Source organism: Pseudochrobactrum algeriensis, from assembly GCF_018436245.1.
Lineage (GTDB): Bacteria > Pseudomonadota > Alphaproteobacteria > Rhizobiales > Rhizobiaceae > Pseudochrobactrum > Pseudochrobactrum saccharolyticum.
Genome location: NZ_CP075361.1, coordinates 615,017 through 629,663 on the forward strand (window position 1 = coordinate 615,017; position 14,647 = coordinate 629,663).

Genomic DNA, 14,647 nt, shown 5'->3' on the forward strand with positions numbered 1-14,647 from the left:
TCCGGATTGGATCATAGCACTCGCTCTAAATTCTTTATTTGGTCGCATTATCACTGCCGTCAAGTTGATCCAACTTGACTGTGAAATGCTCTAGAGCGCCGTGTGCCAGACTTGGCACACAAAGGTCGCTCTAACACTTTAAAATTAGAGCATAATTTTACCTTCAACTGATCCAAGTTTAAGGAATTATGCTCTAATCTTTACGGAACAGCAATTGTCCGAGCCAGCCTGTGAGACCGGCGAGAAAAACGGCAAACAGACCATAGGCAAGACTATATTGATGCGCTGCCTCAAAAATCTGCTGCTCGAGACCGGCTTTGACAATATTGAGATGGGTATTAGCTTCCCCGATAAACACGCCATGGCGAAACAACAGCGCACGGGCTTTGTGTCGCCCGACCGGCACATTGGTTGAAAGCGCCAGTGTTGCACGGAACAAGGTCTGAGAAACGAATTCGACCGAACCGACTTTCTGGCTGTAAAGTCCCTGACGGGATTTCAGATCGCGCAACTCCTGCCCGAAGCGCATGGCATTCGGATCTGTCAGCGTGCCATATTCAGGGTTCAGCGCGAAATAATTGACGCCGAGCGAAAGCTGGCGATAGGTTTTCTCATCGGTAATATCCTGCAGCGGTCGCGTGGATGCCAGAGAATAGGAAAGCGGCACAGATGTGAATGTTTCTGAATCCGCATTGACCCAGACGCCGAGATAGCGTGACTTTTCACGCACGACGAGATTACGCTGCGGGCCTTCCAGCACCACGATAATATCGTAGCGTCCTTGCCTGCGGATCAGCGGATCTGCATTATCCAGCGCACCGAAAATTGTCAGATTGGTGCCGCTGAAATTGGATGCAATGGCAATCGTTTCTGTCGAGAGGCCGATCTCAATTGTTTCCGGCAATTGCTGCGGATCTTGCAGGTTTGTGACCGCAGCCATTTCCTGTCCGCGCTCTTTTATCCGTGTCGCGGCATTACCGCTCTGGAGCGGTATCAGTGCGGTGAGCAAAACGGTTGCCAATAAACTTTTGCGGAAGATCTGTTTCATCTTACTCATCCGCAAAGCCGATGGAGAAAAGATTATCCGGCTGAATGAACAGGCCGAAAGCCAGTCGCAGTGCAACGGCAAGAACCAGCAATGCCAGCAGCATACGCAATTGTTCACCGCGCAATTTTCGTCCTGCTCTTGCGCCATATTGCGCGCCGATCACGCCGCCGACCATCAGCAAAAAGGCCAGTACAATATCAACCGTATGGTTATTGGTCGCCTGCATCACTGTTGTAAATGCAGTCACAAAAGTGATCTGAAACAGCGATGTGCCAACAACCACATTGGTCGGAACGCGCAGCAGATAAATCAGCGCCGGAACCATGATAAAACCGCCGCCGACACCCATTACGGATGAGAGCAGGCCGATACAAAAACCGATGGCCAGTACCGGAATAATACTGACATAGATCATCGAGGCGCGGAAACGCGCCTTGAACGGCATACGGTGAATCCAGTTATGTTGCCCCGAGCGGCGGACATCCGGTGCTTTGCCGTCTTTGTTGCGGCGCAGGGTACGCCAGCTTTCAACGGCCATCAGACCGCCGACAGAGCCGAGAAAGACCACATAAAGCAGGGAGATAATCAGATCGAGCTGACCCAGATCACGCAACAGCGAAAATATGTAAATACCGACCAGAGAACCGACAAGGCCGCCGATCACCAGCAATATGCCAAGCTTGAAATCCAGCGTCCGGCGTTTGAAATGCGTAAGCGCGCCGGAAACGGAGGAGGCGATAACCTGATTGGCACCGGTGGCAACAGCAATAGCAGGCGGTATATTGTAGAAGATCAGCAGAGGAGTAATCAGAAATCCGCCGCCAACGCCGAACAGACCTGACAAAAAGCCGACAGCCGCCCCCATGCCGAGAAGAACCAGCATGTTGACTGAAATTTCTGCTATTGGCAGATAAATACCCACGACCCACTACCATTATTATGACACTGCCGGAGATTGAAATCTGTATCCCTTTATCCGGTGTACAGCTAAGCTCCCCGCAGAGTTCTCCCGAAAATAATACCCGGCCTATCGTCAGACTTTGCAGCTTTTCGATGGCGGCGGGCGGTTATTCTTCGTGACCTGACAGAATTCTGAGTTTAACCGCCATTTGCGGCGTTAAACCTGAAAATACATATGCTGATGTCGTTTTTTGCGTGCTTTTTGTATGCAACACACTCATCGTCGCAAAAAACTGTTAATTTTCTGCGCCTTTGGTAGCGCCAAGTCAAACCATCACTGTGCATAAGATGATGCGAAACCGTCAGCCGGAATAGTCACCGGAGATTGTGTGCGGCAGGTGTTGCAGTTAGGTCGCAATTTTATACGCAACGGCCATAAAAATACCCCTCTGCCAGCACGGCAAAGGGGTATGATTTCTTGTTGTTGCTGATTGTTGCCGGTGCAAATCAGCTGTTTTTGGCGAGCAGTGCTTCAACCAGCTTCTGATCCACTTCGCCGGTCGGCTTCATGCCATTGGCTTTCTGAAAAGCGGAAATCGCTTCTCTGGTCTTGTTGCCCATAATGCCGTCTGCCGTGCCTGCATCATAACCGTTTTTCTGCAGGATCAGCTGAATATTACGGACGGCTTTCTTCATATCGACGGAAGCTGTGGTGACAGCTTTGTCATCAGCCCAGGCATCCGGAATGCTGACCGAGTTGGCATCCTCAATCATGTCCTTCGGCTTCCAGAGCTTGGTCAGATTGATTGCCCGCTCCAGTTGTTCAGGCTTGAGGGATTTTGCAATCTGGTCGCGCTTGTCAGCCGCATCCGTATCACCGGCATTGGCAGCCAATGCGAACCATTTATAGCTTTCTTCCAGATTTTGTGTGCGACCCAAACCCTTAGCGGTCAGAATGCCCAGATTATACTGGCTGTCTTTTACGCCGAGTTCTGCAGCGCGGAAGAACCATTTGGCAGCATTGTCATGGTCTGCCTTGCCGTCCGGTCCCATTGCATAGAGCACGGCAAGATTGTGCATGGCGCTGGCATTGCCCTGTGCAGCAGACTGCTCATAGAGTTGTGTTGCCTTGATCGCATCGCGCGACATACCAAGGCCTTTTTCGTTGAAATTGGCAAGGCGGTACTGGGCCGGTGCAAAGCCGCGTTCAGCAGACAGAGCATACCATTTGGCAGCTTCGGCAAAATCGCTGGCAACACCGCGGCCGTCAGTATAGCGCATGCCGATTTCATAAAGAGCACGGGCATCCCCGCTTTCGGCGGCATTGCGCAGGGCAATCGGGCCGGCCTCTTTCGGCACTACAGGTACTGCTGTCAGCTTCGCCGTTGCAGCAGCTTCGCTCTTTTGCGGCAGGCTTTGCGTTGTCGTCTGATCCGGTGTTGTTGTCTCAGCCTGAGCCGTGTGAACCGGCGTGCTGTTTGCAGGCAGTTCCGGCATTGGCTGCATGTCCGGCGCGGTTGCTACCGGCGGATTAATGACCACAGGCTTGATAACAGCCTGTGTGCTGCCGGTCATTGGTCTGGCAGAGAGAGGCTCTGTCGGAAATTCGCGTGAACCAAGCGGCTGCGCTTCTGTACCGTCATAAACCGGACCATGGTTCAGGCTGGTAATCTGAAGCGTGGATGCAGTCTGTTCTTCCGGCCGCGCCGGATTATCAAGCGTGGTGATTGTCGGTAAAGCAGGTTTCTTGTCTTCAATCACAGCCGGAGCGGTATTAACCGGTGCAGGCTGCACACTGGCCAAATCCGGTGACTGCGGAACAACGCTGTCCTGCTTTTCAGTCAGATAGCTGTTGCCAAGCTGCAAGCCGGTTACTGCAATGATGATGGCGCCGATAGCCAGCAGAAGCGGCTTGCGCAGGGAGCGCTTTGGCTTGTCTGGAGCAGTCGTGCGTTCTTCATCGGATGTGATGTCGCCGCCCAGAGTACCGTCGCTCATGTTCTGATCGCGCAGACGTCCGGTTTCATCCGCTGCAGCTTGCGCCGCACGGCGTGCCGCGCTGATAAGATCGGATTTACCGGAGGAGGGATTATGATCCGGCCCGCGGCCACGCTGTTCATCGCGAACACGGCGGATAATGGCGTTGAGATCCGGCATTGCTGCAAGGGTCTGGTCGGTGCTTTTTTCTTCGGATTTGACCGGAATACGGTTTGCCGCAGGCGGCGTATCCAGTGTCAGCAGATCCGTGTCTTCAATCTCAAAAGCATCGGTTGTTGCTGAAGTCGGGCTGTTTGGCTTGGAACGGCGCACAGCCTGAGCCAGACCGCTCAGCAATGATTTGCGTGCTGTAGCGGTTGTTTCGGTCTCTGTATCTGCAGCTATTTTCTCCGGTGCAGGATTGGCAGCGGATTTGACAGCGGCACGTGCAGCTTCAATAGCCGCCGCAGCCGGTGACGGCACGGCGGAAAATGGTGCGTTGCGTGAAGAATTACCTGCTGTTGGTTCCGGATCATTGCCCCATTCAGGAATAGAGAACTGGCTGGTAAAGCGTGTTGCATTATTCTGTTCGCGCGACTGAGCGGCAGGACGCGAAGGCTGCGCAAAAGGCGGTTTCTGCAGATTGTCTTTTTCAATCTGTCCAAGACGCTCGGCAATTTTCAATAATGTATCATGAACCTTGTTAAAGGTGCGGCTGTTACGCTCATCCGTATCACGGGTCAGCTGCTCCAGCGCCTTGAGATCATCGGCAAGCTGGCGGGCAAAATCTGTGTCGCGGGAAGGGCCTTTGTCCACAACCTGACGAATGGCTTCCTCTGCGGCTTCACGGGCAGCGCTCAGAACTGTGTCGCGGTTAATGTCGATGGCGCGTTCAATCACATCGAGACGCGGCTTGATCTCTGCCAGTTCAGGCAGCAGGCTTTCCGGCTTGCTGAGCTGTTCTGTGATAAAACCAAGCTGCTTTTCGAGATTGCGCATCAGCTGTTGATCGGCAGCCGGTGCTGCTGGTGCAGCCTGCAATACAGCGGTTTGTTCCGAGACCTGACGGGTAATCAGATCGAGGCGGTTTTCCAGTGCCTGAATAAAGCGGTCATCATTCAGCGCGGTTTTATGGGCGCTGTTGCGATATTGCTCGTCCAGATGACTGGTCAGATCGGCAAAACGGCGGTCGAGTTCTTCAAAAACAGCGTTTTCCTGCTCCGGCTGCTGGCGATGATAGCTGGTCGCAAGAATTGCGCGGCTGATTTCATCCAGACGTTCGTCCAGCTGACGCAGGGAGTGGCTCTGATTGTCCGGCAGTTGTTCAATGGCATGGCGCAGATCATCGAGGCGTGTCGCGATCGCATCCAGAGCCGGATCAATATGTGCCGACTGGCTGGCATGGAATTTTTCAGTCTGCTGCTGTTCAAAATTGTCAAAGCGCTCATCCAGCGCATCCCAGCGATGGCTCATACGGCGCAGGGATTCTTCCCGTGCCAGAGTCTCAACAGTCCGCTTCAGTTCTTCAAAATCACGACGCATAATTGCATCGGTATTCGGGCTGTTATTGGCAGACAGATTGCTGGTGCCTGCGATAAAGCGGTCGGCAGCGGAAAGGCGTGCCGGATTGTGCTGCACACCTGTATCAGACAGATGCAGTTTTTCGCTGATTGCTGCTGCCTGTCTCAGTTCTGTACGGGCGCGCAAACGCTGTAATTCGTCGGCAATGGCAGCCAGAGCTTCCTTGTGCGGATTGTCCGCAGAAGCCGGTGCAGATGGTGCGCGCGGTGCAACTGCCGGATCATTGCGCAGAAATTCAAGGGCATCAGGCGATGCCGTTTCATCGGCAACCTGTGTGTGGCGGGAAAAGTCTTCCGCCTCCCGCCGCTCGACAAGATGATTTTCAAGGGCGGACAAAGTGCGGTTCAATTCCTCAAGCGATGCAAGCGGACGGCGCTCACGGCGCATATTCAGATTATCGAGAGGAGACCGCTGATTTGTCATCGCCGTTTACACTTTTCAAACTGTGCGCCTTAAAGGAGCTGATCAGATTGTCTGTTTGTTTTCGCCTGCAGATCTTGCTGGCGGATCAAGGCAAGGTCTTTGTTGAGGTGGTTGCAAGGCACCACACGAAACACAGACTTTGCCTCAGACACAGTTTTGTCGAAACGTGGTAAATAAGCGGTTAATTTTGGTGATAATTCTTAACTTTATCTTTGTCTGAGAATGAGTGCGTCCTGATTAATCTATAGGAACGCTGGTGTTCAGGAGATCCGCAAGGGCGGCAGACAGGCTTTGAAACGATTATGTTTTTAAGGATATGCTGATTTATGTAATGCAATTTTCATTTAACAAAAAAGCCCCGCCTCATAGAGGCAGGGCTTTAAGTTCCGCTTGTGATCGTTAACGATCAGCAGATTAGAACTTGTAGTTTACGCCGATGCGAACTTCGCTAACTTTAGTTTTGAAGTTACGATCATTGATGTTTGCTGCTGCATTTGGATCAAAGAGGTGTACTCTGTTCTTTCCAAAATCTTTATAAAGATATTCACCTTTTACAGTCCAGTTATCTGTTACTGCATATTCAAGACCTGCGCCGACAGTCCAGCCAACAACTGTTTTTGAGTTGTTTGTATCAAAGGCTTGACCGCTGTTGCCTTTCCAGCATTTACCTACAGTTACTGAGACCAGAGTGCTGTCACAACCGAGATTGTATTTTGTATTACCCCAGGCAATACCACCTGTGACAAATGGCAGGAAGCGGTCTGCTGCGTAACCCAGACGAGCACGTACTGTACCATTGGTGCTTAGCTTATCTGTACCATAATATGGGCTGTGCTGATTTTCATCACGTCCATACCAGTTTTTCTTCACGCTACCGAAGGAGACGTCAGCTTCTGCACCAAGTACGATATTATTATCGAACTGCCAGTTGTAACCGGCCTGCAGACCACCAAAGCCACCTTTAGTTTTCTGCTCACTCGCTTGTGGATTATTTACATCCTGTGAACGACCCCAGCCGTAACCGGCATGCGCACCGATATAACCACCGGTCCAGCTGAATGCGGAATATTCAACTGGTGCTGGTTCTGGAGCAGAAACAATAGCGTCTGCGGCGAAAGCCTGACCGGACAGTACAGTCATGGCGAGAAGGGCTACGATTTTTTTCATATCAAAAGTCCGTTCGTTAAAGAATTTGAACTGACCATATCGGTAAAAAAATTAATGAACACCCTAAAATTATAGTTTAAGAATTGCTAATCAATATTTGCCAAGTTGCTGAAATATCTTGTTTTTCCATAATACTGGACGCGAAAATACACTTAAAATATATTAACTGATTGAAAATCAAAATGTTAAATTATTTTAGAATGAAGTAATTTTATATTGATTTAATATATTTTAGATTTTCTTTATATATTGTTTATTGGTTTTTACAATTGTTTATGTTGCAAAAATGTATCTGTTTTTCTGTGTGAATTCTAAATTTATTTTCTGCAAAGTTGTGATTTTCATTCAAAAAGCCCGGTTTTGAAGAATCGAACAGCAGTTTTGAGGTGTTTAAAGTATTTCCTCTTCAGAGGTCTCTGTTTGGTGCACTCAGTGGCAAAATCCTGAATTTAAATTTTCAAAAAACGAATTTTTGACGTTTACGCAAACGTCAAAATTTATTAGGCTGATGTTCGAAGGTGCCGTAAAGTTTTTTGCTGTCTCATAAAAATGACGGTTTTCACGCAAGAGTGCATACTGTCAGACAGATCCCGTGATAGGCTGTTAAAGGCGACATGGGAAAGCGAACAGATACTACCGGAGAGGAGTCCGGTCGTATCTGGGCAGAAAGAGAACGGCACCACAGAATGCAGATCAGTCTGTGTTCTGAATGTTTGAATGACAACGCGCGGGAGAGGTGGCGTCTTCATGAGCACCTCCGCCTGCATTCCGGCAGAGCAATCATCTGCCGACGTCAAACTTGGAGGAAGTGCATGCCAGTCTATCGCGCGCCGGTTCGGGATACGCAATTTATTCTGAACGATGTTCTGGGCGTACAAAGCCGCAATGATCTGTCGTCTTATGCGGAAATGAGCGCAGACACGATTGAAGCTATTTTGCAGGAAGGCGCGAAGCTCGCCGAGCAGACATTGTTCCCTGTCAATTATAGCGGGGATCGTGAGGGCTGCGAACGTCTGCCCGATGCTTCTGTGAAAGTGCCGCAGGGTTTCAAAGAAGCCTATGATCAATATTGTGCCGGTGGCTGGGTTGGTCTTGCCGCACCGGAAGAATTCGGTGGTCAGGGGCTGCCATATCTGCTCCATGCTGCCGTTGGTGAATATATGTCCTCGGCCAATATGGCGCTGATGATGTATCCGGGCCTGACACAGGGTGCGATTGCGGCAATCATCACCCACGGTACGGATGAGCAGAAGCAAGCCTATCTGCCCAAGATGATTGAAGGCCGCTGGTCGGGCACTATGAACCTCACCGAACCGCATTGCGGTACGGATTTAGGTCTGTTGCGCACCAAAGCTGTGCCGCAGGCCGATGGTTCCTACAAGATTACCGGTTCGAAGATTTTCATCTCTGCCGGTGAGCACGGCATGACCGATAATATTATCCATCTGGTGCTGGCGCGTATTGAAGGCGCTCCAGAGGGTAATAAAGGCATTTCGCTGTTTATCGTGCCTAAATTCAATCTTGATGCCAATGGTGAAGCGGGCACACGCAATGGTGTGGCTTGTGGCTCTATTGAAGAAAAGATGGGCATTCACGGCAACTCAACCTGCGTGATGAATTATGATGACGCGACGGGCTTCCTGATCGGCGGTGAAAACAAAGGCCTGCGCGCCATGTTCACCATGATGAATGAAGCGCGTCTTGGTGTGGCACTGCAGGGGCTGTCGATTGCCGAAACCGCCTATCAGAATGCCGCGGACTATGCCCGTGATCGTTTGCAAGGACGGGCGCTGACCGGTGCGAAATATCCGGACAAAAAAGCCGATCCGATCATCGTGCATCCGGATATCCGCCGCACGCTGATGACCATTCGCGCTTTTAACGAAGCCGGTCGTGCCTTGCTGCTTTCAACCTCGCTGCAATCCGATATTGCCCATCACTCTGCTGATGAAGCTGCACGCCAGTTGGCTGACGATCATGTCGGGCTGCTGACACCGGTGCTGAAAGGTGTGCTGACCGATAAAGGTTTCGACCATGCGGTTATGGCACAGCAGGTCTTCGGTGGTCATGGCTATATTGAAGAAAACGGTATGAGCCAATATGTGCGCGATGCCCGTATCACCATGATCTATGAAGGCGCCAATGGCATTCAGGCGCTGGATCTGGTGGGGCGTAAGCTGCCTGCCAATGGCGGTCGTGCCCTGATGGCCTATTTCAAAGAAATCGGCGATTTCTGTGAAGAAAACCGTGCTGATGAAGCCCTGTCTTTCTACACCAAGCATCTCAAAAAAGGGCTGAACGATCTGCAAGGCGCATCTATGTGGCTGATGCAGAATGCGATGGCTAATCCGGATAATGCCGGTGCTGCTTCAACAGATTATATGCATCTCTTTGGTCTGGTCGCTTTCGGTTATATGTGGGCGAAAATGGTGAAAGCCGCACAGGCAAAGCTGAATGCCGGTGCTGGTGACAAAGCCTATTATGAGGCTAAACTTGTCACAGCCCGTTTCTATATGGAGCGTATCATGCCGGAAACACAATTGCGTCTGGCTCGTATCCAGACCGGCGCGGATACTCTGATGACACTACCGGAAGGTGCTTTTTAAGAGCTGCTCCGAGCGCTTCTTAAAACACTTGCGAATTTGGGAGTTAATTGAACTATGGCTGATGCTTTTATTTATGATCATGTGCGCACACCGCGCGGCCGCGGCAAGAAAGACGGGAGTCTTCATGAAGTGCCTGCGGTGCGTCTTGGTGCCAAAGTGCTGGAAGCTCTGCGTGATCGCAACGGCATTGATACTGCAAAAGTAGACGATATTATTTTCGGCTGTGTCGATCCGGTGGGGGAAGCCGGTGCGGTTATTCCGCGATCAAGCGCTTTTGAAGCAGGATATGATTTTAAAGCACCGGGTATGCAGATTTCGCGCTTCTGCGCTTCCGGTCTTGATGCGGTTAATCTCGCTGCCGCTAAAATTGCAGGTGGCACAGACGAGCTGGTGATTGCCGGCGGCGTGGAAAGCATGTCACGCGTCGGCATGGGTATGTCCGGCGGTGCATGGTATATGGACCCGTCGGTCGGTTTTCCGGGCTGGTTCATGCCACAGGGTGTATCGGCTGATCTGATTGCCACGAAATACGGCTTCTCCCGTGAGGATGTGGATGCTTATGCGGTGGAAAGCCAGCGCCGTGCAGGCGAAAGCTGGAAGAAGGGTTATTTCAAAAACTCCGTCATTCCGGTGAAAGATGTCAACGGTCTGACTATTCTTGATCATGACGAGCATATGCGCCCGACCACCGATTTGGCGGCGCTGTCTGGTCTTAATCCGTCTTTTGTGATGCCGGGGGAAATGGGCGGCTTTAATGCTGTGGGTATTCAGGCGCATCCGGAAGTCGAAACCATCAATCACGTTCACCATGCCGGTAACTCATCCGGTATTGTTGATGGTGCGGCGGGTGTTTTGGTCGGTTCCAAGCGTGCGGGTAAGATGCTGGATATCAAACCGCGCGCCCGTATCCGCGCTTTCACCAATATCGGCTCCGATCCGGCATTGATGCTGACAGGCCCTGTGGATGTCACGGAAAAACTGCTGGATCGCGCCAAAATGAAGCTCTCGGATATTGATCTGTTCGAGCTGAATGAGGCTTTTGCGGCTGTGGTGCTGCGCTATATGCAGGCTTTCAATATTCCTCACAATAAAATCAATGTGAATGGCGGTGCGATTGCCATGGGGCACCCTCTGGGCGCAACCGGTGCAATCATTCTCGGCACTGTGCTCGATGAGCTGGAGCGGCGTGATCTCAATACGGCACTGGTTACCCTGTGTATCGGTGCAGGTATGGGCACGGCAACCATCATTGAGCGTGTGTGAGGGAGGGTAGTCCAATGACAAATTACAAGAATTTCAAAGTTGAAACCGGCGCTGACGGTATTGCCGTTGTCACATGGAACATGCCTGACAAAAGCATGAATGTGCTGACTGTTGAGGTGATGACAGAGCTTGACCAGATTATCGATCAGGTTGTGGCAGATGCGGCGATTAAAGGCGCGGTGATTACGTCCGGCAAGGATACATTCTCCGGTGGTGCCGACCTCACCATGATGCAGGAAATGCTGGCGCGTTTCAAAAAAGAGCAGAAGCAGGATGCTGACAAAGCTGTCCAGAACCTGTTTGACAATGTCGGTCGAATGACCGGCCTGTATCGTAAGCTGGAAACCTGCGGAAAACCTTGGGTATCTGCGATCAACGGTACCTGCATGGGCGGGGCGCTGGAATTATCGCTGGCTTGTCATGGCCGTGTGGTTTCCGATGCGGAAGGCGTGAAACTGGCACTGCCGGAAGTTAAAGTTGGCCTGTTCCCGGGTGCCGGTGGCACGCAACGTGTGCCGCGTCTGGTCAATCAGCAAGACGCTCTGCAGATGATGACTACCGGCTCGAGCCTGACTGCTGCCCGCGCCAAAGGTATGGGGCTTGTGCATGAAGTGGCTCCGGCGAAAAAGCTGGTGGAAACCGCTAAAAAGATGATCCGCAACGGGTTGAAGCCTGTTCAGCCTTGGGATGAGAAGGGCTTTAAACTGCCGGGTGGTGCGATTTACTCCGCAGCCGGTGCCAATCTCTGGCCAGCGGCGACAGCCATTTTGCGTCGTGAAACTTCCGGCAATTATCCGGCGGCACTGACCATTCTCAAATGCGTTTATGAAGGTCTGCTGGTACCGTTTGATACCGGCCTGAAGATTGAGCAGCGCTATTTCACGCATATTCTGCAGACCACTGAAGCGCAGTCGATGATCCGCTCACTGTTCGTATCCCTGCAGGAACTGAACAAAGGCGCACGTCGGCCAGCTGATATTAAGCCAACCAAATTCAAGAAAATCGGTGTTATCGGCGCTGGTTTCATGGGCGCAGGTATTGCTTATATCACTGCCAAAGCCGGTATTCCGGTGGTGCTGATCGACCGTAATCTGGAAGCGGCAGAAAAGGGTAAAGCCCATTCCGCTGATCTGATTGCTAAGGAAATGCAGAAAGGTCGGATGACGGCTGAGGATAAAGACAAGCTGCTGGCATTGATTACGCCTTCTGCCGATTATGCGGCGCTTGATGGTGCCGATCTGGTGATTGAAGCTGTGTTCGAAGATCGCGGCGTCAAGCAGGCGGCAACCGAACAGGCGGAAGCGGTGCTGGGGCAGAATGCAATTTTTGCTTCCAATACCTCGACCCTGCCGATTACCGGTCTTGCCAAAGTCTCACAGCGTCCGAAGAATTTCATCGGCCTGCACTTCTTCTCACCGGTTGATAAGATGATGCTGGTTGAAGTGATCATGGGCAAGAAGACCGGTGAAAAGGCGCTGGCAACAGCACTGGATTATGTGCGTGCCATCAAGAAGACGCCGATTGTCGTCAATGATACACGCGGTTTCTACGTCAATCGTTGCGTGCTGCGTTATATGTCTGAAGCCTATAATATGCTGGTGGAAGGTGTGCCGCCTGCAATGATCGAAAATGCCGCCAAAATGGCCGGTATGCCGGTCGGGCCGCTGGCACTTAATGATGAGACAGCGATTGATCTGTCGCAGAAAATTCTCAAGGCAACGCTGGCTGATCTGGGTGACAAGGCGGTTGATCCGCGCCATGTCGAACTGGTCAATACGCTGGTGGATAAATATGACCGCCTCGGCCGCAAGAACGGCAAAGGCTTCTATGATTATCCGGCGCGGCCTGCCAAGAAACATCTGTGGCCTGAACTGAGTACACTCTATCCGCAGCAGGATGCGGACAAAGTGGATGTGGAAGTGCTGAAAGAGCGTTTCCTCGTCACTATCGCTCTGGAAGCAGCCCGTGTGATGGAAGAAGGTATTGTGACCGATCCGCGTGAAGCCGATGTCGGCTCCATTCTCGCCTTCGGTTTCGCGCCTTATACCGGTGGCACGCTGTCTTACATCGACGGTATGGGCGCAAAAGCTTTCGTCAAACTGGCGAAGAAGCTGCAAAAGGATTACGGAGCACAGTTCAAGGCACCGAAACTCCTGACCGATATGGCCGAGAGCGGTGAGACTTTCTATCAGCGTTTCAATCCCTATAAGGCCGCGGATAAAGCTGCTTAAAGCATTTCCAGCAAAAGTGGGAACCGGTTCTGCGTCCGGAAATGCTCTAACACGCAGTTTTGATCGAAATGTTGAAAATGGCGCGGATATCTCTGCGCCATTTTCATTTTTGTTGATGTTCTGATGTATGAGCTGAGTTATACTTATGAGGATTTTATTCCTTCGGATGGCTTATGTTTACCCATGAAGAACTCTGGTCAGCCATTGATAATGTGGCAAAGCGGGCGCAATTGACACCGTCCGGTCTGGCACGGCGTGCCGGGCTTGACCCGACGACGTTTAATAAGTCCAAACGCTTTGCGGCGGATGGCAGGCCGCGCTGGCCATCAACGGAATCTCTGGCTAAAATTCTGGAAGTCACTGCAATGGATGTGATGACATTTGCACAATTGCTGGCAGGCGAAAAATCTATTAATCCGCAGCAGAAGAAGCATGACAATGAACAGGAGTGAGTATGCGTAAACCGGCGACCCTTCGGACAATCCTGCCGCCGATCCTTGCTTTCAGTGTTGGTGCTACTTTATTTGCCGCCTATGTTGCCCCGTTTTACGGCGCGCTTGATCGTGAAACAGGCAGTGGTGAAACCGGTATTGTCATAGAAAATTTCGATCTGCCGGAAGATATGCCGCCGGAGCGTTTGCCGTCCGGTACTCTTGCCGGATCTTCAGAAGGTGACGAAAACAATACACAGCCGGATAATCCTTTGCCTGATGTTTCCGGCGAAATGCAGACTAAGCCTCTGGAACGCGTAGAGCCGCGCCCGCCTTTGAGCGATCTGGGGCTGGCTACGCCGGTGCAGGAAAAAACACCTGAGGCAACACAATCTGAGAAACTGACTGAAGAACAGGCGGCCGCAGGAGGTTTGTTCTATCGTCCTGTGGCATTGGCTGCAGGCAGACTGGCCGTGGGCAATCGCACGATCGAGCTGAACGGCATTGATATTGTCGAGCCGGATGCATCCTGTTCCGATGTGAATGGTGACGTCTGGCAATGTGGTATGCAGGCACGCACAGCATTTCGCTCATGGCTGCGCGGTCGTGCTGTCAGTTGTAATATGGATGGTGTTGAGCAAAATCAGGAGCTGATCCGCACAAGCTGTACATTGGCGGGTACGGATGTTGCACGCTGGCTGGTGGAAAATGGCTGGGCGCGCGCTACTTTCGGCGGCCAATATGCAGACAGCCAGACACAGGCTGAGAAAATGCTGCTCGGTGTTTTTGGTCGCAAGCCGGTAACCGATATGCCGCAAAGCGCAGGGGATAATCCGGCTGGTATTGCGCCTGCACCTTCATTGCCTGCGGAGAATCCGGTGCCTGATATAACTGCACCTGAAGTCACCACGCCGGCACAACCGGTCGCGCCGGATTTACCGTTTCCACCTGCACCCCAGCAGTAAAGCATAAAAAAAAGCCGCGTTTCTGAGAAACGCGGCTTTTCTCTTTTTATTTGAA

At 51.6% G+C, this 14,647-nt stretch carries 8 protein-coding genes and 1 pseudogene; 5 read left to right on the plus strand and 4 right to left on the minus strand.

What is annotated here, in order from left to right:
* Positions 1 to 193 precede the first annotated feature (193 nt).
* The 4 genes from KHQ09_RS04845 to KHQ09_RS04860 form a co-directional block, all read right to left on the minus strand.
* On the minus strand, positions 194 to 1,048 hold the full coding sequence (locus KHQ09_RS04845; protein ID WP_213596721.1) for a TIGR02186 family protein: 855 nt from the start codon (positions 1,046 to 1,048) through the stop codon (positions 194 to 196).
* Position 1,049: 1 nt separating this feature from the next.
* The gene (locus KHQ09_RS04850) at positions 1,050 to 1,970 is read right to left on the minus strand and encodes a sulfite exporter TauE/SafE family protein (RefSeq protein ID WP_022711093.1); all 921 of its coding nucleotides are present in this window, start codon (positions 1,968 to 1,970) and stop codon (positions 1,050 to 1,052) included.
* A 485-nt stretch (positions 1,971 to 2,455) separates the two neighbouring features.
* Positions 2,456 to 5,929, minus strand: coding sequence for a peptidoglycan-binding protein (locus tag KHQ09_RS04855; RefSeq protein ID WP_213596723.1), 3,474 nt, complete (start codon positions 5,927 to 5,929; stop codon positions 2,456 to 2,458).
* Between the two features lie 414 nt (positions 5,930 to 6,343).
* Entirely contained in the window at positions 6,344 to 7,096 is a 753-nt protein-coding gene (locus KHQ09_RS04860; RefSeq protein WP_213596725.1) for an outer membrane protein, read from the minus strand.
* An 812-nt stretch (positions 7,097 to 7,908) separates the two neighbouring features.
* Between KHQ09_RS04860 and KHQ09_RS04865 the strand changes: the two genes are divergently transcribed.
* From KHQ09_RS04865 to KHQ09_RS04885, 5 genes and pseudogenes are all read left to right on the plus strand, one after another.
* Positions 7,909 to 9,702 carry an acyl-CoA dehydrogenase C-terminal domain-containing protein gene (locus tag KHQ09_RS04865; RefSeq protein WP_213596727.1) on the plus strand — a complete coding sequence of 598 codons (1,794 nt, stop codon included), beginning with the start codon at positions 7,909 to 7,911 and terminating at the stop codon, positions 9,700 to 9,702.
* Between the two features lie 54 nt (positions 9,703 to 9,756).
* On the plus strand, positions 9,757 to 10,965 hold the full coding sequence (locus KHQ09_RS04870) for an acetyl-CoA C-acetyltransferase (RefSeq protein ID WP_213596729.1): 1,209 nt from the start codon (positions 9,757 to 9,759) through the stop codon (positions 10,963 to 10,965).
* A 14-nt stretch (positions 10,966 to 10,979) separates the two neighbouring features.
* Positions 10,980 to 13,196, plus strand: coding sequence for an FAD-dependent oxidoreductase (locus tag KHQ09_RS04875; protein ID WP_213596731.1), 2,217 nt, complete (start codon positions 10,980 to 10,982; stop codon positions 13,194 to 13,196).
* 173 nt (positions 13,197 to 13,369) lie between these two features.
* Positions 13,370 to 13,609 (plus strand): annotated as a pseudogene (locus KHQ09_RS04880) (S24 family peptidase); the annotation flags it as partial.
* 41 nt (positions 13,610 to 13,650) lie between these two features.
* Positions 13,651 to 14,592, plus strand: a complete 942-nt coding sequence (locus KHQ09_RS04885) for a thermonuclease family protein (RefSeq protein WP_213596733.1) — start codon at positions 13,651 to 13,653, stop codon at positions 14,590 to 14,592.
* The last annotated feature ends 55 nt before the right edge of the window (positions 14,593 to 14,647 follow it).